This window comes from Halomonas sp. A3H3 (assembly GCF_000982975.1).
GTDB classification, from domain to species: domain Bacteria; phylum Pseudomonadota; class Gammaproteobacteria; order Pseudomonadales; family Halomonadaceae; genus Vreelandella; species Vreelandella titanicae.
Map to the genome: position 1 here is coordinate 2,840,517 of NZ_HG423343.1, position 21,834 is coordinate 2,862,350.

Annotated in this window: 16 protein-coding genes; 12 read left to right on the forward strand and 4 right to left on the reverse strand. The window is 52.0% G+C overall.

Annotated features, from left to right (window positions below; genetic code table 11):
* Window positions 1–106: 106 nt before the first annotated feature.
* Window positions 107–427 carry a helix-turn-helix domain-containing protein gene (locus HALA3H3_RS12575; RefSeq protein ID WP_230805795.1) on the forward strand — a complete coding sequence of 107 codons (321 nt, stop codon included), beginning with the start codon at window positions 107–109 and terminating at the stop codon, window positions 425–427.
* Window positions 424–1,662, forward strand: a complete 1,239-nt coding sequence (locus HALA3H3_RS12580; protein ID WP_022521961.1) for a type II toxin-antitoxin system HipA family toxin — start codon at window positions 424–426, stop codon at window positions 1,660–1,662. Before HALA3H3_RS12575 ends, HALA3H3_RS12580 begins: the two co-directional genes overlap by 4 nt.
* A gap of 375 nt (window positions 1,663–2,037) precedes the next feature.
* Here the strand turns inward: HALA3H3_RS12580 and HALA3H3_RS12585 are convergent, their stop codons facing one another.
* Window positions 2,038–2,409, reverse strand: coding sequence for a hypothetical protein (locus HALA3H3_RS12585; RefSeq protein WP_022521962.1), 372 nt, complete (start codon window positions 2,407–2,409; stop codon window positions 2,038–2,040).
* A gap of 172 nt (window positions 2,410–2,581) precedes the next feature.
* On the opposite strand from HALA3H3_RS12585, the gene HALA3H3_RS12590 reads away from it, so the two are divergent.
* The 10 genes from HALA3H3_RS12590 to HALA3H3_RS12635 all read left to right on the forward strand — a co-directional run bounded on the left by HALA3H3_RS12590 (window position 2,582) and on the right by HALA3H3_RS12635 (window position 18,254).
* Window positions 2,582–3,934 carry a UDP-glucose dehydrogenase family protein gene (locus tag HALA3H3_RS12590; RefSeq protein ID WP_022521963.1) on the forward strand — a complete coding sequence of 451 codons (1,353 nt, stop codon included), beginning with the start codon at window positions 2,582–2,584 and terminating at the stop codon, window positions 3,932–3,934.
* Between the two features lie 129 nt (window positions 3,935–4,063).
* Window positions 4,064–5,410: a flagellar filament capping protein FliD gene (fliD, locus tag HALA3H3_RS12595; protein WP_022521964.1), complete on the forward strand. Its 1,347-nt coding sequence runs from the start codon at window positions 4,064–4,066 to the stop codon at window positions 5,408–5,410.
* A gap of 204 nt (window positions 5,411–5,614) precedes the next feature.
* Window positions 5,615–7,021 (forward strand): flagellar filament capping protein FliD, encoded by a 1,407-nt coding sequence (fliD, locus tag HALA3H3_RS12600; RefSeq protein ID WP_022521965.1) that lies wholly within the window; start codon window positions 5,615–5,617, stop codon window positions 7,019–7,021.
* Window positions 7,022–7,329: 308 nt separating this feature from the next.
* Window positions 7,330–9,030, forward strand: a complete 1,701-nt coding sequence (locus HALA3H3_RS12605; RefSeq protein WP_022521966.1) for a flagellin N-terminal helical domain-containing protein — start codon at window positions 7,330–7,332, stop codon at window positions 9,028–9,030.
* A 124-nt stretch (window positions 9,031–9,154) separates the two neighbouring features.
* A complete protein-coding gene (locus tag HALA3H3_RS12610) occupies window positions 9,155–13,585 on the forward strand; it encodes a class I SAM-dependent methyltransferase (RefSeq protein WP_053856974.1) in 4,431 nt (1,476 codons plus the stop codon).
* Between the two features lie 60 nt (window positions 13,586–13,645).
* Window positions 13,646–13,849: a hypothetical protein gene (locus HALA3H3_RS12615; protein WP_022521968.1), complete on the forward strand. Its 204-nt coding sequence runs from the start codon at window positions 13,646–13,648 to the stop codon at window positions 13,847–13,849.
* A gap of 373 nt (window positions 13,850–14,222) precedes the next feature.
* On the forward strand, window positions 14,223–15,809 hold the full coding sequence (locus HALA3H3_RS12620; RefSeq protein WP_022521969.1) for an ATP-binding protein: 1,587 nt from the start codon (window positions 14,223–14,225) through the stop codon (window positions 15,807–15,809).
* 185 nt (window positions 15,810–15,994) lie between these two features.
* Complete coding sequence (locus tag HALA3H3_RS12625; RefSeq protein WP_022521970.1) at window positions 15,995–16,765, forward strand: amino acid ABC transporter substrate-binding protein; 771 nt, start codon at window positions 15,995–15,997, stop codon at window positions 16,763–16,765.
* Between the two features lie 68 nt (window positions 16,766–16,833).
* Entirely contained in the window at window positions 16,834–17,502 is a 669-nt protein-coding gene (locus HALA3H3_RS12630) for an amino acid ABC transporter permease (protein ID WP_022521971.1), read from the forward strand.
* Entirely contained in the window at window positions 17,499–18,254 is a 756-nt protein-coding gene (locus HALA3H3_RS12635; protein ID WP_022521972.1) for an amino acid ABC transporter ATP-binding protein, read from the forward strand. Before HALA3H3_RS12630 ends, HALA3H3_RS12635 begins: the two co-directional genes overlap by 4 nt.
* A 60-nt stretch (window positions 18,255–18,314) precedes the next feature.
* Here the strand turns inward: HALA3H3_RS12635 and HALA3H3_RS12640 are convergent, their stop codons facing one another.
* The 3 genes from HALA3H3_RS12640 to HALA3H3_RS12650 all read right to left on the reverse strand — a co-directional run bounded on the left by HALA3H3_RS12640 (window position 18,315) and on the right by HALA3H3_RS12650 (window position 21,623).
* On the reverse strand, window positions 18,315–18,668 hold the full coding sequence (locus HALA3H3_RS12640; RefSeq protein ID WP_022521973.1) for an HVO_A0114 family putative DNA-binding protein: 354 nt from the start codon (window positions 18,666–18,668) through the stop codon (window positions 18,315–18,317).
* Window positions 18,665–19,015, reverse strand: coding sequence for a toxin-antitoxin system TumE family protein (locus tag HALA3H3_RS12645; protein ID WP_022521974.1), 351 nt, complete (start codon window positions 19,013–19,015; stop codon window positions 18,665–18,667). The genes HALA3H3_RS12640 and HALA3H3_RS12645 overlap by 4 nt, the downstream gene beginning before the upstream one ends.
* Window positions 19,016–19,646: 631 nt before the next feature.
* Entirely contained in the window at window positions 19,647–21,623 is a 1,977-nt protein-coding gene (locus HALA3H3_RS12650) for a sensor domain-containing diguanylate cyclase (protein WP_053856975.1), read from the reverse strand.
* Window positions 21,624–21,834 lie beyond the last annotated feature (211 nt).

Genomic DNA, 21,834 nt, shown 5'->3' on the forward strand with positions numbered 1-21,834 from the left:
ACCGCTAGAAGTAAGGCTAGGTAGTACTTTCTGAGCCTGGAACCAAGTGCCTTAAAGGATCACATTTGATATTTTATAATCATTTTTAGTGTATAATGGATTATAAATGAGCCATTATTTAGAGGTTTCTATGGCCCTGACGCACTCTCTACTTGCCCCTGGTGAACTGTCCCAGCAGGTCGGTGCCAATGCACGAGAAGCGCGACTGGCGCAGAACCTTTCCCGTAAAACCTTGGCGCAGATGGCGGGTGTTTCCGAGTCCACCATTAAACGATTCGAATCCAGTGGGCAAATAACTCTCGATGGCCTAGTGCTCATTGCCACAGCGCTGGGTGCCACACGCGAAATTGCCGAGCTCTTCAAGCATGAGCACCCCATCTCACTTGAAGAGATCAAGCAGGTAGGGCGTGTCCGGGGGCGAAAATGAAGCGTATCAATACAGTAGAGGTACTGTTAGCAGGTAATCCTGTGGGGGAACTGGTCGCTAGCCGGCAGGGCATCTACTTTGCCTACCACCCCCATTGGGTAGCGGAAGGCTTCAATTTGTCGCCTCTGAACATGGATTTTACTACCCAACCACAGAAGGCGCCGGATCCACTTCTTTTTGCTGGTCTACCAGGAGCATTTGCTGACTCGCTGCCTGATGGCTGGGGAATGCTGCTCATGGATCGCTATTTCCTGACCGAGCATGGGAAAGACCGGAGAGATATTTCTCCTCTTAATCGGCTGGCTTATATGGCCGACAGGGGAATGGGAGCACTGGAGTATCGTCCCGTTATTGAGCGTACCACTGACGAAGATAATATTGACCTAGCCCAACTCTATCAGGCAGCAAACGCTGTCTACGAAGGTGAAACCGCGGCCACTCTTGATGCTCTGCGCCTGGCCGGTGGTTCCCCGGCAGGTGCCCGACCCAAGGTGATCGTTGCATTATCTTCTGATGGTAAGCAGTGCAGTACATCTTTTCAGGAACTTCCTGCGGGTTATCAACATTGGCTAGTGAAATTCCGTGCGCCAACCGAGCATCGCGACACCGGCGCCATTGAATACGCCTACTCGGTGTTGGCAGAACGTGCTGGGGTGAAAATGGCCGCGAGCAAGCTGATTGAGATCAACTCCTCAGCGGAAACCGAGCGATTCTTTTCTACTCAGCGTTTTGATCGTAACGGTAATCGCAAAATCCATATGATGACCGCTAGCGGCATTCTTTATGCCGATTACAGCGCTCCATCGCTGGACTATTCAGATCTGCTCAAAGCAACCAACGCTTTTACCCGCCACGCAGAAGACGTTGAACGCATGGCGAGGTTGATGGTGTTCAACGCCCTTACCCATAATCACGATGACCACGCTAAGAACTTTGCTTTTTTGTATGACCAAGGTCGATGGACACTAGCGCCGGCTTATGACCTGACTTATGCCCCTGTCCGGGGCTACGCAGATGAGCATACAACATCTTTCAGTGGGGCAGGCCTGGCTACCCGTAAAAAGCTCAATCAGGTTTGTGCTTCCTTCAGCTACTTAAACCCGGATCTCTATATTGAGCAAACCCTTGATGCTCTTTCCGAATGGTCGTCCCTTTGCCGTGAATTAGAAATCGATGCCAAGCAGCAGAAAATGATTCAGCGAGCATTCGATGAGAACCGCCAGCGCCTCGGATAACGCTATCAATGCGGCCACGCTAATCCAGCCACTTTCTAAGAGGGAAATGCAGCGACATTACGCAAAAGCAGGAAAAGCCTGCTAGGCTGGAGGTGTTGGCTAATGGGTAAGCAAGCCTTTGATTTCCCTAAAACGCAATAAGCAAGGAGTGCCCTATGCGTAATATTATCTACATTATTGGCCTTATCGTGGTTGTGCTGTTCATTCTGTCAATGCTCGGCCTGCGCTAAGCTACATAGAACTAGGTCTTATAGGGTCAGGCTTTAAAAACGAGCCTGAAGAACATAAGACCAAGCAAAAAACGCCCAAAGCTTTCGCTTATGGGCGTTTTTTTTGATCAGCTGTTTAGGGCAGCAGTGCTTGGTGGCAGAGGGATTAGGCGCAGTCAGCGGCCCCTTGGCCAAACATATCAAACATCAATTCGCGGCCAAGGCAGGTTAATACAAAACGGCCATACTCATTAAAGGTTGCTGCCTCACTGGCTTCCATCACCTGTTGGCAGGTTGCCCAGGTGGGCGTGGCAGAACTAAGTGCCGACAACTCGCGGCGGGCTAAGCCGCGCTGGGGAAGGGTAATGGTTTCAAGTACATGACCATGATCGTACAGCAGCTCAGCGGCAATCGATAAACACTGGCGAAGGCTACGTTGAACGTTTGCGGTGGTCGATGGCCCATAAGACGATGGAGTAGAGCGTTCTTTCGTCAGTTCTGGAGGCGTAGGTTCTGAAGTCATAAGTCTCGGAGTCATAGCATGTTCTCCTGCGGTCAGCACCAAGTCGGGCTTGTTGCAGCGCATTATAAACCAAAGTCGATGTTAGACCAAGGTCTATAGTTTAGAGAGAATCTCCCACTATTGAACTCATCAACGGTAGGTCAATGTGCTACGCTCGCTACCACGTATTTTAGCGAGTTAATAAGTCATGCATATCAGTGTATTCGGAACCGGTTATGTCGGCCTTGTCGCAGGCGCCTGTTTAGCCGATGTTGGTCATCAAGTCACCTGTATGGATGTTAACGCTGATCGGATTGATCAGCTTAATGGCGGAGAGGTGCCGATCTTCGAGCCAGGGCTAAGCACTATCGTTGCCCATAACGTGGCGGCTGGCCGTTTACGCTTTACTACCGACGCTGCCCAGGCGGTAGCCGATGGCGAACTGCTGTTTATCGCCGTGGGAACGCCGCCCGATGAAGATGGCAGTGCCGACTTGCGCTATGTGCTCGAGGTGGCGCGCACCATCGGCCAGCATATGGATAGCTATAAGCTAGTGATTGATAAGTCTACCGTGCCGGTGGGCACTGCAGAAAAAGTCCACGCTGCTATCAGCGATGTGCTCGAACAACGCGGTGTATCGCTCGCGTTCGATGTGTGTTCGAACCCTGAGTTTATGAAGGAGGGGGCAGCGATAGATGACTTTACCCGTGGCGCGCGGATTATCGTCGGTACAGAAAGCGAGCGGGTGAAAGCGCATATGCAAGAGTGCTACGCCCCCTACAACCGCAACCACGAAAAGCTGATGTTTATGAGCGTGAGGGCTGCCGAGCTAACCAAATACGCCGCCAATGCCATGCTTGCCACCAAAATCAGCTTTATGAACGAGATCGCCAATCTTGCCGAACGGCTTGAGGTGGATGTCGAAGACGTACGCCGAGGGATTGGCAGCGACCCACGTATTGGCTACCACTTTATCTACCCTGGCTGTGGTTACGGTGGCTCTTGCTTCCCCAAAGATGTCCAAGCGTTAGAGCGTGCCGCGCGTCAGCTAGGCTATACGCCGGAACTGCTCAGCGCCGTCGAATCGGTTAATTTGCGTCAAAAGCAAACCCTGTTCACAAAACTGCAAGACAACCTAGGCAGTCTAAGTGGCAAGACTATTGCCGTTTGGGGCTTGGCCTTTAAACCCAACACAGACGATATGCGCGAAGCCCCTAGCCGCACGTTGATGGAAGCACTCTGGCAAGCGGGCGCCAAGGTGCAGGCGTTTGATCCTGAAGCCATGGCGGAATGCCGACGCATTTATGGCGAGCGGGATGATCTAATGCTGGCAGGCGATCGGATTCAGGCAGTGAAAGGTGCCGATGCCCTGGTGATCTGCACTGAGTGGAAAGAGTTTCGCAGTGTCGATTTCGCTTGGCTAGCCGACCAGTTGGCTGAAAAAGTCGTAATTGATGGGCGTAATTTGTACACGCCCAGCGCGGTTGAAGAAGCGGGTTTGCGGTACATAGGGGTGGGGCGGAGAAGCCACGAGAACAGTCACGAGAGAAGCCACCATTAAGTGGTGAGCTAAAAAAGATTTAAGTTTAATTGTAAATGGTCGATAGTCATTAACAACTACTATGATAAATTTCTTCACGAGCAGTGTAATTCAGTAGCGTGATGACGTTATAAAAGAGGACGGTAAAGTATGGCTTCCATTACATCACTTGGTATTGGCTCAGGCTTAGATCTCAATGGCTTATTAGATCAGTTGAAAGAGGCCGAGGAAGAGAAGCTTGTTCCAATTCTTAAGCAGCAGGAAACCCAGCAGACCAAAATTTCAGCCTATGGGCAGCTGCAAAGTGCGCTTTCAACGTTTCAAGACGCCGCGGATGCACTGAACGACAGCACGCTTTATGAAAGCCTTTCTACCAACGTAGATGGCGAAGCAATTACGGCCACAGCAGACGGTGAAGCGCAGCCAGGTAGCTATAACGTTATCGTTGACACCTTAGCGACTCGCGGCACGCTTGCCTCCGACGGGGTGACCGCTGCCGATGAGGCAATTACAACGGCTGACCAAACATTAACCTTAAACTTTGCCGATGGCTCCACCCAAGAGATCGATATTGCCTCAGGCAGTACGCTAGAAGATATTCGCGATACGATTAATGCCACTGAAGGTTCGGGCGTCAACGCGACTATTGTTAATGACGGCACCAATTTCCGCCTGGCGCTTAGCTCTAGCGAAACCGGTGCGGACGAGTCTATTAATAATTTCAGTTTTGATGGTGCGGCGCCTTTTGCTGCCGATACGGCAAATACTCGACAGTTGGGAACCGATGCGGCGCTTACCGTTAACGGCATTGATATCACCAGCTCCACTAATCAGGTTGAAGGCGCTATCCAGGGTGTAACGCTGAACCTCCAAGAAGAAGGCGAGAGCACCGTTAACGTAGAGCAGAATACGCTAAAAGTTCGTGAAGCTGTAACGGGTTTCGTGAATGCCTACAACGATCTTAAAGATAAGATTGGTGATCTAACCAGCTTCAACTCCGAAACTGGCGAGGCGGGTGAGTTGTTGGGAGATAGCGCCGTGCGTACCGTCGAATCGCGCATGCGGATTGCACTTAGCAGCGGTTCAGATGGGCAGTTTTCAGTACTTAGCGATATCGGTATTTCGTTAAAGCGTGATGGTCAGCTAGAAATCGATTCCGACGAGCTCGACAATGCCATTGTGAATAACCAAGGCGCCCTTTCTGAGTTTTTCGCCGGTGGTTCTGATGAGACGGGCATGGCTGGGCAAATTAATACTACTATCGAGCAATTGCTGAGTTCTAATGGCCGAGTGTCAGGCGCAATTACAGGGGCGGAAAATCGCAAAGCATCGTTAGTTGAACAATATGCCCGCACGGAGCAATCAATTGAGAGCACGATGTCTCGTTATCGCACCCAGTTTGGCCAATTGGATGGCATGATTGCGCAAATGAACCAAACCAGTAGCTATCTCACCCAACAGTTTGATGCGCTGGATGCACAGCTAGGCCGTGATTAATACTTGTAAGCGGCTAGTGAACATTGCCAAACGCCTGCGCCAAGCAGGCGTTTTTATTCATAAAAAAAATATAGCCATATTAGCTGATGAAAAAGCGCTAAAGTCGCCCTCTGTTCAGTCGATAGGTTTGTTAACAAGATTTTGCGCAGGCACCACGGAGCGCAATCCTATTGGTTTAGCCTTTTGCACTGAGGAATACCCAGCATGGCGACGATAACCTCCCTTGGCGTTGGTTCGGGTCTTGATTTGACCGGTCTGTTGGATCAATTAAAAGACGCAGAACGTGGCAAGCTCGCCCCGATTACACTTCAAAAAGAGCAGCAGAAGGCCAAAATTTCTGCCTACGGCCAATTACAGACCTCGTTAAACGCGTTTCAGGATTCGTTAGCAAAAATCAACGACCCCAAGCTTTACCAAAGCCTTTCCGCCAGCGTGCGGGGTGATGGCATCACCGCCACTACCAAGGCGGATGCACTGCCGGGTAGCTACCGGGTAGAAGTCAGTCAGTTGGCAACGTCTGGTACGCTCGCCTCTGCCCGCGTGGGCACCAATGACCAACCGCTTGACTTACAGGGCGCTACTACGCTCAAACTTAATTTTGGTGCAGTTGGCGCGGATGGGTCGGTAGATATTGATATAGCCGCTAACAGCTCATTAAACGATATACGTGATGCCATTAATGCCAACAAAGACTCCGGTGTTAACGCCACTATTATTAACGACGGCCAAGGCTACCGGCTGGCGCTAAGTTCTAAAGAAACCGGTGTTGACGCGTCTATCCATAGTTTTAGTTTTGTCGACGCCGCCAATGCCCCCGTCACCGGGCCATTCGGTGAGGCAACAGAAGTGGGTGCCAAGCAGCAAGGCAAAGATGCGTCGCTAAACGTGAATGGCATCGTTATTACGAGCAACAAGAACCAAATCGAAGGCGCGATACAAGGTGTTACCCTGAATCTTGGCGAACTCAGCATTGCCGAGGGTGAAACCGCCACCAGCACGGTGAAGGTGGAACGCGACACTCTTAAACAGCGTGAAGCGATTAACGGCTTTGTAAAAGCGTTCAACGATTTAAAAGGCACCATTGGTAAATTGACGGCGTTTGATAGCGAGACGGGCACTGCAGCGCAGCTGTTGGGCGATAGTGCCGTGCGTACTATTGAGTCACGCCTACGTAGCGCATTAACGGGAGGCGTGGAGGGGGGGGAACTCTCCACCTTGACTCAGTTAGGTATTTCTTTACAGCGCGACGGTACATTAAAAACCGATGATGCCAAGCTAAGCGATCTGGTAGCGAATAACCCTCAAGCACTTAGTGCTTTTTTTGCGGGCGATAAAGCCGAGGGAGGCTTAGCTGGCAAACTGGAAGCTTCTGTTGAGCAGATGCTAGGCAATAACGGTGTGCTTAAGGGGGCTAAGACCGGTGCGGAAAACCAGGTAAAAAGCCTGGATATTCGCTATGAGCGCATGGAAAAATCAATTGATGCCACTATATCTCGTTATCGCAGCCAGTTTAGCCAACTTGATGTCATGGTGGCACAAATGAACAGTATGAGTTCCTATCTCACCCAGCAGTTTGATGCGCTCGATTATCAACTAGGCCGCAAAAAGTAGAGCTATCTCAGCAGGCATTTTTTTAATATGACAAAACAGCGCTCAGCGCTGTTTTGTCATTGTGGGAGGCAGCTTTAGCTCGCGACCAAAGCGCGGTGTCATCGCAAATCTAGTGAAGCCAACTCAGACTCACTGCGGCCATCTCGACCAAGCATGAAAACCCTCACTATTCAGTTACCAACATTTACATCTTTTTTTACCACTTCCCCTAAAGAATCCTCTCGCGCTGCCGTTAATTAATATAACGGCACAAACAGTGGCCGAAAGCAGGCCCCAGGGCCAGTGTCCAAAGCAAGGAGTATCATCCCATGGCAGTGATCAACACTAACATCACATCGATGATCGGTCAGCAGAACCTGCGTGAATCGCAAAATGCTCTGCAAACCTCAATGGAGCGTTTGAGCTCAGGCCTGCGTATCAACAGCGCTAAAGATGACGCAGCGGGTCAGGCCATTGCCAACCGTATGTCTTCTCAGATCACTGGTCTGGCACAGGCGCAGCGTAACTCCAACGACGGTATCTCCGTTGCACAAACTGCGGAAGGCGGTTTGGATCAGGTGAACGATAACCTTCAGCGTATTCGTGAGCTGTCCGTTCAGGCACAAAACGGCACCAACTCAGCGGATGACTTGGACTCCATTCAGGACGAAATCAATCAGCGACTAGGCGAAATTGATCGTATCTCTGAGCAGACTGACTTCAACGGCACTAAAGTGCTGGCAAGTGATAATGGCCTGAAGATTCAAGTGGGCGCCGACGACGGCCAAACCATTGAAGTCAACCTGAAACAAATCAATGCCGAGACGTTGGGCCTGAAAGGTTTCAACATCAACGCCAGCGGTACCCCTAACAGCAAAGCGGCCACTCAAGACCTGGCTGCCAACGGGTTCACCCAGGTAGGCACCACCAACGAATACACCAACGCTACCTTCAACACCGCTTCTACTGTTGGTGATGTTTTCCAGAACCTGGAAGACGGCGCAACTATTAAAGAGACTGCTTCCGGCAGCACATATACCTACGATAAAGCGGCTGGTACCTTCAGCGCTGACCGTACAGACGTTAAAATTGATGGTTCAGCTGGCGCGCAGAAAGCAGACCTTGGCTTAACGCCTTCTGCAGGTGAAACCAACACTCTGACCGTTGAAATGGGTGGCGAAACCCAGAAAGTCAACGTTTCCTCTTCTGGCGCGTTGTCACTAGCTTCTACTGGTGAAAGCCTCTATCTATCAGGGACTGGTGGTACGAAGGAACTGAGTGTGACCGATACGGGTGGTAACGGTGTTGCTACCATGGAAGACTTGGCAACAGAACTCGCTGCGCGTGACTCAGCTGGTACACCGGCATTGGCTGCGAGTATCACCACTGCAGATGGCACTGTGTACAGCACATCTACCTCCACTGATGCGACGCTTGTAGACGTCTCAAACGAGATTGTTGCTGCTGAAGATCTTCAAACGCAGATGGAGGGTGATGTTCTTGCTTATACTGGCTCGCTCGATGGGTCAGCTACTGCAGCAAAACAGTTCGCCGTCGATGCTGCCAATGCAGTGACTGTTAACTCCGCAGCGTCCTTCACATCAGGCTTTGAAGGCGACTTCACGCTTTCTGCTGCTGCAACCGCGTCTGTCTACGTCAACGATAACGGCAAGATCACCGATGGCGCTGCCAACGAGATCTATGCCAACGAAGACGGTAAACTGTCCTTAGAAGCTGTCTCAGGCAGCGACAAGACAGAAAACCCGCTAGAAGCACTGGACGCCGCGTTGTCACAAGTGGACAGCCTACGCTCCGAGCTGGGTGCGGTGCAGAACCGTTTTGAGTCTGCGATCACTAACCTGAGCACCAACCAGACCAACCTTTCCGCTGCCCGTTCACGCATCGAAGATGCCGACTACGCCGTAGAAGTGGCCGACATGACGCGTGCACAGATCCTGCAACAGGCGGGCACCTCAGTACTCGCCCAGGCGAACCAGCTGCCGCAGAACGTTCTGTCTCTGCTGGGCTAATCGCGCTAGCAAGCTAAAAGCAGTTAACGACGGGGCCGAAAGGCCCCGTTTTTTTGCGCTTAAATAACAATACACCATGCTAGGCTAACGCAGAATGCGTCTAATAAAGTGTAAGGGTAATGCGATGACAACGTCCTCCAAGGTAGTTTCCGCCTATCAAACTGCTGAGTCTTACTGGCAAAGCGGCGATACAAACGCCGCGTTTGAGGCCTACCAAATGGCCAACCGTCTGGCGGCACAGGTGTCTCCTGCCCTCGTCGAGCAGCCATCGCTTGAGCTTAAAAAGAACCGCGAGCTATTTACCGCAGAACGCTATGCGCTGCTCCAGGAAGGTGGCCTGAATTACCGTGATGCGGTCTTGCTGGTGAGCACTCCAGGCGATGGCGCTGGCTACCTTGCCCCGCTATTAGCCGCTACTCAAGGCCATCAACCGGCCAGCGCGTTACCCCGGATCGATGACATAGTCGATAGCTACATTAACGAGGTGTTAGCGCCCTACCACAATGACCTGAACGCCTATTTAGATGACCTGACCCCGGCACGCTGCCGCGCTGATGCACAGGGATGCTTAAAAGCACTGACATCACAAGTGCCCCCTGCAGGGCTGCTCCAGGTGTCAAGCCTATCCCCTTATTTGGGGCTACTGGGACTATGGTTACCGCAGATGCCCCTAGTGTTTTGCCGCCGTGAGGTGATGGACGCCGGTTGGGCGGCTTACATGCAGCCGCCGGAACACGGCGAATGGCAGCAAGAGAGCTTGCCCGCCCTGGGGCAAACCATTGCCACATACGAACTGGCAGGGCAGCACTGGGCCAGCGTGCTACCCAACCCGGTATATTGGGTGGATCACCAAGCGCTGGTGGCGTCGCCCTCACAGTTGACCTCGCGTTTGCTATCTGCCTGGGAGCGCCATGTGGTTGAGGAGGCACCCTTGCCGCCACCTAAGCCCTGGGATCAGCCCGCGCTTAGCACAGCATTGGAAGATGCCCTTGCTCCCCTGCTGGAAGGCTACCAGGCGGTAATGGACGCGGAAGGCCTTCCCAGCCGTCCGGATGAGACCTTTCATTGGCAGCTTCAAGGGCGCGCAGTGGTGGTGGATAACGCCGCCCAACTGCCTCGGCAGGCGGATTTCCGCGAGCTGATGGCCACCCGCTCCCTTGCCGTGGTGGCATTCGACCCGGTAAGCCGGGTAACGGCGGAAAGCGTTGCCGGTATTGAAGAGTTTCAGCATGTGCCCAATGCCCTGTTGGGCGATGGCAAACCCGCGACGCTGTATGCCACCTTAGAGGAAAGACAGAGCGCCACTTTGCCGCCGCTCGCCGAGCCACAACAGCCCGCTGCACTGCGTGAAGGTAGCAAGGTACTCGCTAAGCTGCCGGTTAGCACTGTAACGCTGGATAGCATTGAAGGTTTAGCCAGCCTGGATTGGCTGATACTCGATGAATACGCTGATGCCCTGGGCGTGCTTGAGAATGGCACGCGCACCTTGGTGGATACCCTTTTGCTACAAGTGCGGGTGGTCTTTCAGCCTACCCATGAACGCCAGCCCACGCTGACCGAGATTAGCCACTGGGCTAGCCGTCACGGGTTTGCTTTTTATCGTCTACATAACCCCCAGCATCGCAGCCTGCTGCCCGCGCGTGACGATATTGCCCAACACCAGGCTTCCCAGCTTGCCAGCGCCGACGCGCTGTTTATTCCCTCGCCGGAGCGCATGGCGGCGCTGAACCCGCAGCAACGCCAGCGGTTGGCGTTTTTGCTGGATAGCCACTTCGGTATTCACGATCTGCCCTACCAGCTATTGGCCGATGTTGATAGCACGCTAGCCGAACGCTATCTGTACATTCGAGGCTATACTCAAGCGCTTGACGATGCAGCCGCTAATAAGGCGCCGGCGTTTTTAACCTTTGATTCACGACCACCACGCCCTTTGCAAACGTTAGCCAATATGCTGTCAGCGCAGCGACTAATGCCTGCTATGAGCATGGCGCGTCAACAGTTGGAAAAACAGGAAAACGAAAGCGAGGCCCGCTATTACCTTGGGCAAGCGCATTCCCTTTGGGGGAATCATCAAGAGGCGCTCAATGAACTTGCTACCCTTTGCAGTCAGGTGAAAACCGGCACCGAGCGCGATCTGCGCTATCGGTTGGCACTGGGGTGGGCGCAGTGGCGCGCTGGGCAGACCAAGCTGGCCAAGCGCACCCACGAAACACTGGCTTCAACCTTTGCCGGTTCACTGGCAGTTGCACACCTGGGGGTTTTTGCATGGCTAGGTAGCCAAAAGCCCCGCGAGATAAAGGCCGCGCTGCAACAGTGTGAAGAGCTCCTCGGCAGTCCTGACACTGCCCTTCGTTTGGCGGATATAAGCGTGCCCAATGATATCCGCGCTGAACTTATCGATGCTAAAGCACGCCTGCAGTTGGCACTTGCTAGCACCCATAACGAGCGCAGCGAGGCCCTGGCGTTATACCCGCAGGCCTTTGCGCTACTGGGTGAGCAACAAGGGCCGCGGCGCACGCGGCTATTGGTGGGTTTAGGCTTGGCAAAGTGCGCAGTGGGCGATTTTCAGGCGGCGGTAGATGCGCTCTGGCAGGCGTGTGCAACCTACCCTTACTCGTTGGAAACGGTCACTGCCTACACGCAGCTGCGTGAAACTCTCGCCCAGAGTGACGATTTAGACCATCAAGCGTTGGCCCAGTTGCACCAGCAAGTATTTGCCCTGTGGCAGCACTACCCGGATAAAGGTTTGTCGCCATGTTTTAATGATTTTGGCTTGCCTTATCAGGCGTTCGAGCCGCTCATGCTTCCCGGTAACCGCCCGGCGGTGGCCCGTTTGGATGCCTATGGGCTTAGCGACTGGCTGCCCGCTAACGCGACGGCATTGGATATCGGCTGTAATCATGGTTACCTCTTGTTGGGCCTGGCGGACAAGCTGGCAAAGGGGGTCGGGTTGGATTCCAGTGCGACCTGTGTGGCCATTGGTAATGCCGTCGCCAAGTACCTGGGGCATTCACATATTGAGTTGCATCAGGCCAGTTTTGAACAGTGGCACAGCGAAGAAACCTTTGATCTTGTCATTGTTAGTGATGTTCACCCTTGGTTGGCGTTGCCTAAGGAAAATATAGGGGAACGCGTCAATGCGCTATGTAAACCTGGTGGGGTGCTACTGTTTGAAAGTGTTGGCAGCCGTGATCCTCAAAAGCCGGAAGGTGATATTGAGTCTACCGCTATAGCGGTAGCGAGTGCTGGATTCACCACGCTAGATGAAGGCAGCCTATGCGATGATGGCTTAAGCCAGCGGCGATACTGGCTGCTGCAGCGGCCTGCGGAGGAAGCGCACGCGCCGCAAGGCCCTGGTCGCAAAACGTTCTTGCCGATCATGGCGGGTGAGGCTGCGACACTGGCACCTATGCGGCATATTTGTGAGCTGCTCAGCAAAAATGGCGCCTGGTTCCACCCCCAGCTGCGTATTCATGCAGAAGGAGGCAACCTTTCCCTGCACGGTATAGCCGGTTCACCACGGGCGAGTTACCTGCGGGTACCGCTTGCGATAATGCCTCAAGTGCAATGCTTCGATATTACGCTGCAAGGCAACAACTTTCTCTGCCAGCCTAACGGTAAGCCGCTGCTTTCCCATCATCATGAAATGATGGAGGCTATGATTGAACTGTATAACGTCACCGGTAAACCCACACTTTGGCGCGATAGTCTACCGTTTTTTACATGGCAAGGTGAGCCCGCGCTTCAGAAGCTAATAGCGCTACGTTCTCATGACAAGCGTTTTGCGCATTATCAAAATCTTGCCACTGCTGGGGACGATGAAACGTTGCTGGTTGACAGTTTTATTGGCTCTCGTCAGTTTGGTTTGCGCAAGCAGCACCTGCAGGCATTGGATATGCGTGGGGTTCAAGGGTCGCGAACCGTACTGTTCCCCGTGATTGATTGCTTAAACCATCATTTAGACGCGGATGGTTTTACCACGCCTGCAGATGGTGGTGAGCCGATTATGCGAACCTTCCATCAGCCTTCTGACAAAAATAATGGTGAGCTATTAGTGCGGTATAACCATTACGATGCGGTCGATACCTTGTTAGGCTACGGTTTTGTTGATGTAACAAGCCATTGGATCACTTCCGTGCCGATGACGCTGGTGGTGGGTAATCACCACATTGAAGTGAAGAGCAATAAAGCCATTAGCGAAAGCTCGTTGCCATTTGATCTCGCTGATTTGCGAGAGTACATCCCCATCGTGGCGCCGCAAAGTCATACTCTGACACGTATTACCAAACTGATGTTGTGCGCGCATAAGCCGTTCAGCCTACGCCGTGTGCTAACGTATTTAGTCTATCAGCTGGGCTTAGCGCATACTTCGTTAGTGGCACAGCAGCAAGTGGCTGCGCTGGAACAACAGGTCATTGAGCAAAACCGCGCATGGTGGCAAGCCTTTGCAACCGACGTAGCACACCTGCCTGCGAGCCACCCCGCTCAACAGCTAGGCCAACACAGTCTTGGTTTGATTGAGCGGGTTGCTCAGCAATTAGACATTGCCCATTAACCTACCAGCAATCAAAGCGCCTGCTCATTAACGAGTAGGCGCGAACATGCAAAGGTGTATGTGAAAGAAAGCGACCACCAACACATCATCGGCGAGCTTCAATCGCTCATCGACGACACTCAAGCCACTCTCTCACGCTTTGAGCAAGAGGGCATGGATAAAGAGATGCCCAATGATTATAACAAATTGCTGAATATTCTGGACGATGCCATCAAGCAGCAGCGTGAGCATACGCAGGCGATGTTGGCTATGCAGCGTCAATAGAGTGTTAAGGCATCTGTTTTATTATGAATAGCTGACTTTAATGCAAGCGCTTTGAGCCTTAGAAGCGTTTTTTTTTAAATTCGAGTGCTATTCGGCGAGGTTGTTGCCATCGCCGATTTCCACTGCTTCTTTAGTCGCCATGGCGGGTTCCTCATTGCTTATAGTGTTACTCTAACAAGGTTACCCGGGCGACAAAGACCCTAACTTCGGTCAGGTTCCATTATGGTGTGTTTACAAACGCAAAACACGCGGCTGGTTCATCACATATTTCAAACCGCTGCGCCCGCTTTCCTGTACGCGTTCTCGTCCTTAGATAGAGGCAGTGCTGTGCGTGTTATGCTGATGCATAGAATACCTGCTGCTTGAGGTTGCCATGTCCGCTGAAATACCCACCGCAAACCATCTCAAACTGCCGATTGGCGTTCAGGCTTTCGATAAATTGCGCACAGGCGGTTATTATTATGTAGATAAAACGCCATTACTTCACCGGTTGGTTGAAGAAGGTGGTTACTTCTTCCTTTCCCGCCCGCGCCGTTTTGGAAAAAGCCTGTTGTTAGACACTCTGCGCTGCTTGTTTGAAGGCCGTGAGGCGCTGTTTGAGGGGCTATATATTCACGATAAATGGGATTGGCAAGCTCAGCATCCGGTGATTCGTATTAGTTTTTCCGATGGCCATTTAGCCAGCCGTGAAGATTTGGATACTCATATTCGCTATCAACTTTCTCAGTATCGCGAACGCCTGGGGATTGTCAGCGAGCGCCCCGAGCTGATTGCTAATGACTTTTCGGATCTGATTCACCGTGCCCATCAGACGTTTGGACAGCGTGCAGTGGTACTGATCGATGAATACGATAAGCCCATTCTCGATAATATTTTAGTTCCCGAGCGAGCTCGCGAGCTGCGCGAAGGGCTGAAAAACTTCTACAGCGTGCTCAAAGACGCTGACCCGCACTTACGCTTTGTGCTGCTCACCGGAGTGTCTAAGTTCAGCAAGGTTAGCTTGTTTTCGGGGCTGAATAATCTTAACGACATTACGCTTGATGCGCCTTACGCGACGATTTGCGGCTATACCGATGAGGATGTCGATGCGGTCTTTGCCCCAGAGCTGCCGGGGTTGGATCGTGCTCAAATCAAGCACTGGTATAACGGCTACCGTTGGGGCGGCCAGGAAGTCACCGCCGTTTATAATCCCTTTGACGTGTTGTTGCTGTTTCAAAAACGTCAGTTTGGTGCCTATTGGTTTGAGAGCGCTACACCGACTTTTTTAATCGATATTCTGAAGCAGCGAGGGGTGTTCAGCCCTCGTCTGGATAAGCTGCAAGCCAAAGCGCAGCTATTAGGGCGTTTTGATGTCGATGATATCACCACGGAAGGACTGCTGTTTCAGACCGGTTACCTCACGATTAAGCAGCTCACAGAGCCGATGGTGGGGTATCAACTTTACACGCTAGGCTTTCCCAACCAGGAAGTGGAAAGCAGCCTGAATGAGATGCTGTTGCCCGTTTTAGGACTTCGTGATAACGAGCTACAAACCTACCAGTTGGCGTTATTAGAGGTGCTGCAAACGCACGATTTAGCGGGACTTGAAAATCACCTCAAAGCCCTTTATGCCGGGCTGCCTCACGACTGGTACCGCAACAATCCCATCGCTCAGTATGAGGGACATTATGCGAGTGTCTTCTATAGCCATTTTGCCGCTTTGGGCGTGGGCGTCACGGTGGAGGATGCCAGCCACTTTGGCAAGGTGGATATGGCGGTGGACATTGCTGGGCACGTTTATTTGTTTGAGTTCAAGGTGGTGGAGCAGCTACCCGAAGGTAAGGCGCTAGAGCAGATTAAAACCAAAGGCTACGCTGACAAGTATCGCGCCGCAGGCAAGCCGATTCACTTGGTGGGGGTTGAGTTCTCTCGTGAGCAACGCCAAATAGTCGGGTTTGATGTGGAGACTCTTTCTGTTTAACCGTTGTTGTCCTTTTTACATAGCGGCCATGATCGATACTAATTCCAAAAAAATATAAGCATGCTGTTTATTATTTCTTTTTTGCTGCTATCTTGATGCCATTCTGCTGGTGTTATGAGGCATAAGCGACTTACCCCGCGCCCATATCTACATCAGATTATTTGTATTCACAGAGGAAAGTAATAATGGCCAATCTACGCCGCTGGAAAAGAACCGTTGCTGCTCTTTCACTTAGCATGGTGGGTGGTGTGCTATCAGTGGCTGCCCAAGCCGACACGCTCCGTGTGGGCATGTCCGGCGGTTACTTCCCCTTTACCTTTGTTGAGCAGGATGAGTTAAAGGGTTTTGAAGTTGATGTCATGAATGCCGTGGGTGAGGTCACCGGTGATGACATTGAGTTTGTCACGGCGAGTTTCTCGGGCCTGGCGGGGATGCTTGAATCTGGCCGTATCGACACCATTGCCAATCAGATTACCATTACCCCAGAGCGCGAAGCGAAGTATGTGTTCACTTCGCCTTACGTGTATGACGGTGCTCAGGTCGTCGTCAAGGCAGGTAATGATACTATTCAGGGCGTTGAGGATTTGTCCGGCAAAAGCGTGGCCGTCAACCTGGGCTCGAACTACGAGCAGTTACTGCGTGAGCAGCCGAACGCCGATGAAATCGACATTCGCACCTATGAGTCTAATATCGAGCAGGATGTGGCATTGGGTCGGGTAGAAGCCTTTGTGATGGATCGTGTTAGTGCGACGCAGGTCATTAAAGAGAAAGGCCTACCCTTAGAGCTGGCGGGCCAGCCTTTCTCGACCATTGAGAACGCATTACCCTTCCGTGACGACGAGGCGGGCCGCGAGCAACGCGACCGTGTCGACGCAGCCCTTGCTGAACTTCGCGAAAACGGTGAGCTGCGCGAGATATCGGAAAAGTGGTTTAATAGTGATATCACTCAGCCCTAACCGCTGGGATCATCCGTATAACGCGGCCGTGGCATTGCCACGGCCGTTTGCTTATAAGCGATCTTGATATGCTTAATCTTGAATATATGTGGGGGCTGTTGCCGGTTCTGCTGCGCTACTTGCCGCTCACCCTTCAAATGGCAACGATTGCCATGTTTTTTGCGCTGGTTTTGGCGTGCCTGCTGGCGGTGGTTCGCGTATCAAAAGTGCCGTTCTTGAACGGTTTCTCGCTGCTGTTTATCTCGTTTTTCCGAGGTACGCCGCTGCTAGTTCAGCTATTTCTTTTCTACTATGGCTTGCCGCAGTTGATCAGCGCATTAATTTCGATTACCGGCGTTACCGCCGCCGTGCTAGGCCTGACGCTGCACTTCTCTGCTTACATGGCCGAATCTATTCGTGCGGCGATTGTCGGGATTGATCGCAGCCAGACGGAAGCCGCGCTCTCCATCGGGATGACTCAGTCGCAGTTAATGCGGCGTATCATTTTGCCTCAGGCCACTCGTGTGGCAACGCCGACGCTAATGAACTATTTCATCGATATGATCAAAGCGACCTCGTTGGCCTTTACGCTGGGGGTGACCGAGTTAATGGGCGCCACGCAAAAAGAAGCCGCGGGCAGCTTTCTCTATTTAGAAGCATTCCTGCTGGTGGCGCTGATTTATTGGGCGATTGTGGAAGTGCTCTCTTGGGGGCAGCGCCGGTTAGAAATTTATCTGAATAAGGCCTACCAACGATGATTTCGCTGCAAGGCATTACCAAGCGTTTTAGTGGCCATACGGTGTTTAAAGATATCGACTTGAGCCTTGCTCAGGGTGAGATCATTGTGATCATTGGGCCTTCCGGGACGGGTAAATCGACGTTGCTGCGCTGCATTAACTTTCTTGAGCGCCCTGATGCAGGCCGTTTGCAGGTGGGTGACTTGAGTGTTGATACCCAGCGTGCCAGCCGGGCAGATATCCTGGCACTGCGCCGACGTACCGCCTTTGTATTTCAGAACTACGGCCTGTTCGCTAACAAAACCGCGTTGGAGAATATCAGCGAGGGGATGATCGTGGTGGATAAGTTGCCGAAAACTAAGGCCCACGCCCGTGCCAGGGAGATTCTTGAGCGCATTGGCTTGGCGGATAAAGCGGATGCTTACCCTGCTTCGCTCTCCGGCGGTCAGCAGCAGCGGGTGGGTATTGGTCGGGCGATGGCGGCCAATGCTGATGTAATTCTGTTTGACGAGCCCACCTCTTCACTTGACCCTCAGTGGGTAGAGGAAGTATTGAGCCTGATGAAGCAGTTAGCAGTAGAACGCCAGACGATGATCGTGGTCACCCACGAGATGCAGTTCGCCCGGGAAGTAGCGGATCGGGTTGTCTTCATGGACGAGGGCGGCATCGTCGAGGAAGCGCCTCCTGAAGAGTTGTTCACTGCACCCAAAGATGAGCGAACGCGCCATTTCTTGCGCAAAATTTTAGCGCCCACGGGGCAGGCTGTGCCTTAAATGCTGAATACAGTTACTATCCGCGGTGCACCGCTAAGAAAAATGCCTGTTTTGCACTTTTTACATTAACGTGACTTCAAAGCTATCGGCAGTAACCACAGGGGTCTTGGCATGTCGGGGGCCTTCTTGGATTTCCACTAAGCCATAATCGCCCATCTTTTTAATGGTGCGACTCAAACTTTCTTTTCGACGCCCGGTTATCTCAGCAAGCTCCCCTAATGATTGCGGCTTGCAGCGCCGAATCGTTTTGAGAAGTTCAAGGTTTTTCGTGTTTAACAGACGAGACATGGACTCGACACTATCAAACCATACCTTAGGCTCATCAGGAGCAGGTTTATAGAAACCTTTGGCAATTGAGATTGTGCGCTCACGGAATTCATCACGGTTCATGATGCCGATCTTGACGGTTGTCATATTCCTTCCTCTCGGAGTATTTCGTCGACATGCTTCCAAAAGTCTTCAATCAAGTGAGCCGCAGAATCAAAGAAGTAATCACTGACAACGCTGCGATAATGGCGGTGATCCCACTCTTCGCGTCGTCCCGCAAACTTTCTGCGTTTGATTTTTGGAGCATGTGCGTTGTCAAAGCCAAGTAGCCGTGTCCCGCTCTTATGATGCAAGGTCAAGCTATATTTTATTCCATGGGGGATGTTCGGTGTTGCCTCGACTCGCCGCACCTCAAACTTGACCCAAAAATCACCTTGGATGCCGTACTGAGTTCCATCGAGCGCTAATAAAGTATCTAGCCCTTGATCATCCATACGCTCCTTCCCTATTTCATAGATGAAATATAGTAGGGTTGATTGTAGATGTCAATGGTTGGGTGTGGAGTTGCGCCTATCTACGAGCCGGGCTTGAGCTGCTATCAGGCACTCTGGACGACGAACATGCTGGGTCGATTTGCAATACGCGCTGGCGATTTTGGACTGGTGGCACGCCCGTGCTGCACTTGTTGGTTGAGTTCAGGCCATTGGGCCCAGCAAACATCCGCAAGCGGGGATGTCTCATCCATTAGGTAACCTTGAGCTTCATTCCTATGGGAGCTTTATGCTTAGCAGGCGCTTTCTTCAGAACCTGCGTGCTGCCATCGGGACGTGTTTCAACAAGTTCACCGTCGATGATTTCCACTATGTGTTGACCGCTGCTCAACGAGACCTGATAAGCGCGTCGCGTGTGACGCGTCGATTGGGCTGCAAGTTGTTGTTCTTAATCAGGTTTAATCGCCGTGGGCTCACCTCGTTGCTTGTATCTTGCTATCATATTATAGTTCAAGCACTGGATAGTAAGCGCTAGTGGTCATGTTTATTCTGCGCACTATATCGAAGTACCCATAATTGGCAATTACAGCAGTGTTTTGGCTGTGTAAGCTGTACCTTCGAGCACGTAATCCTGCTACGCCGCGTTAACGACTACTTGATTACGGCCGTTTTCTTTAGCCTGATATAACCCTATATCAGCACGTTTTAGGGCAGGCTTAAGTGCTTTTTCGTTGTCTAGAATAGTCGTTACCCCTAGTGAAGCAGTCAGCCAAAGTGCCTGTTCGGCGTGCTCAGCTGTGACGTTAATGGGGGTAACTGCCGTTGTTCTGCGTATTCGCTCGGCCACCTGTTCCGCTTGAGAAAGCGAGGTATTGGGAAGCAAAATAGCAAACTCTTCGCCGCCCACTCGGCATAGCAAGTCTTCCTGGCGAAGCAGTTTGGTTACTATTTTGGTGAAGTTTTTCAGTACGTCATCGCCTGCGTCATGTCCGTACGTATCGTTAATGTGCTTAAAGTGGTCAATATCAATGGCGATGAACGCGATTGGGAGATTTTGCCTTCGCGCCCGGGATATTTCAGTCGTTGCTTGGGCCTGTAAATAGCGCCGATTGAAGACCCCCGTTAAGGGGTCGGTCATGGCTTGGGCGCGTAGTTTCTCTTCCAGCTCTTTGCGCTCGGTAAGGTCAAAGACGGTAGCGCGCGAATGCACAAACTGACCATTGCGGCAGAAGGCTGAGGCTTGAATCATGACGTGACGCTGCTCGCCGTTTCGGGTTAGCAGGCTGCATTCAGCGCTACTGGGTTGATTTTGTTTTACGTTTGCGAAAGCTTTATCAAACTGATCGCGGGTTTCTGGCGTGATCAATTCTCGGTAAGTGATGTGACCAATAACTTCTTCGTCGGTGTAGCCTAGCCAAGCGAGCTCGGTGCGGTTCATTTTGATCACTCGCCCTGTGGTATCGAGCGAGTGGTAGCCACAGGGGGCGTTTTCATAAAGATCGCTGACTTCATGAGCGTGGCGCTGAGCCGCCCTACGTAGCTGGCGCTGACGCTGGCTGCTGAGAGCCCAGAATATTCCAAAGGCGACGGCGACACCGTAGGTCAACAGTAGAAACCAGAGCACGGTGGTCTCTTCTTCTATTAAGGATCGCCAAGTAGGCAGTGGTAATGTCACGCCCAGCTTCCAAGGGTAGTAAGCGTTTTCGCTGAAAACAGTACCCGCTAGGCTACGGTAGCGCTGAGTGCGTATATCTTCAGTCTGAAAGCGTAATAGCTGACCATCGACCTTGGCATGACCTGTGTTGCGCTGCTGCATGGCTTGCCAATAGAGAGGTGAAAGGGCGGCAAAGTCGCTGCCAAAGCTCGTCGTATTTAATGGCGGGAAGCCTTCATCGAGCAGCCATCGTCCTTGGGCGTCGATTAAAATCGCATTGGCATCTTGGTCAAGCAACATGGCCTGACGTAGGGCGCTGGTAAGGTAATCCCAATTGAGGCTCAAAAGCACCACGCCGCGGCGTTCCCCTGCTGCATCAAAAACAGGGGTAGATACATTGACCACAGGAATCACGTCGCGACCCATTAGCTCAAAGTGGAGGTTACGGCCCGGTGGCGAGATATAAAGATCGCGTGGCTGTAGTGAAGAGGCTCCTTTGAAATAGTCGGTATAGGCATGATGATTGGCATTCACGCGGGGCCCCGTTTGAATACTTTTAGGTGCACGGAGTACTTCGCTGCCATGATTATCAATGAGTACCAGCTTGGTATAGCGAGGGTTGTGGCTGATCAACGTGTTTAGAAAGGTTGAAAGTTGCGATAAGTCGCTAAGCGAATAAGGCTGGGCTGATATCGACGAGTTGTCCTGTGCTGCCAGGTACCGCCTTAACGCAGGCATTTCGGCAATCGCCAGCGCGTAATTTAGGCTTTCATTAATATCGCGGGTTAGTGCCTCCTGGCCAGCTTTCAATAAGGCATCTGCTTCGGTATGCAGGCTATCTAGTCGGGACTCCATATGGACATGGAGCACAGGCAGCAACGTTGTCGATACGAGGATCAACGGTATGCAAATGGCTAGTAGTAAGCGAGTGTGTAAACGCCGCAATGACACTGACATGTTTCCTTTGAGTAGGTCTGCGCCGGGCAGCCTGCTTTTAAAGTTATACGTTGTACTTGTAAAGGCGTAGCTAGCAAGCTCGCCAAGCGCGTGATAGACTACGCCATCCTCTCAGACAAGTCCCGTGAGCGGGCAGCTTATTTCGACTGCCTGCTACACACTTTGGTAGGGTGATACGCCTGCCAAATCAATTGGTTGTTGCGGAAACGTC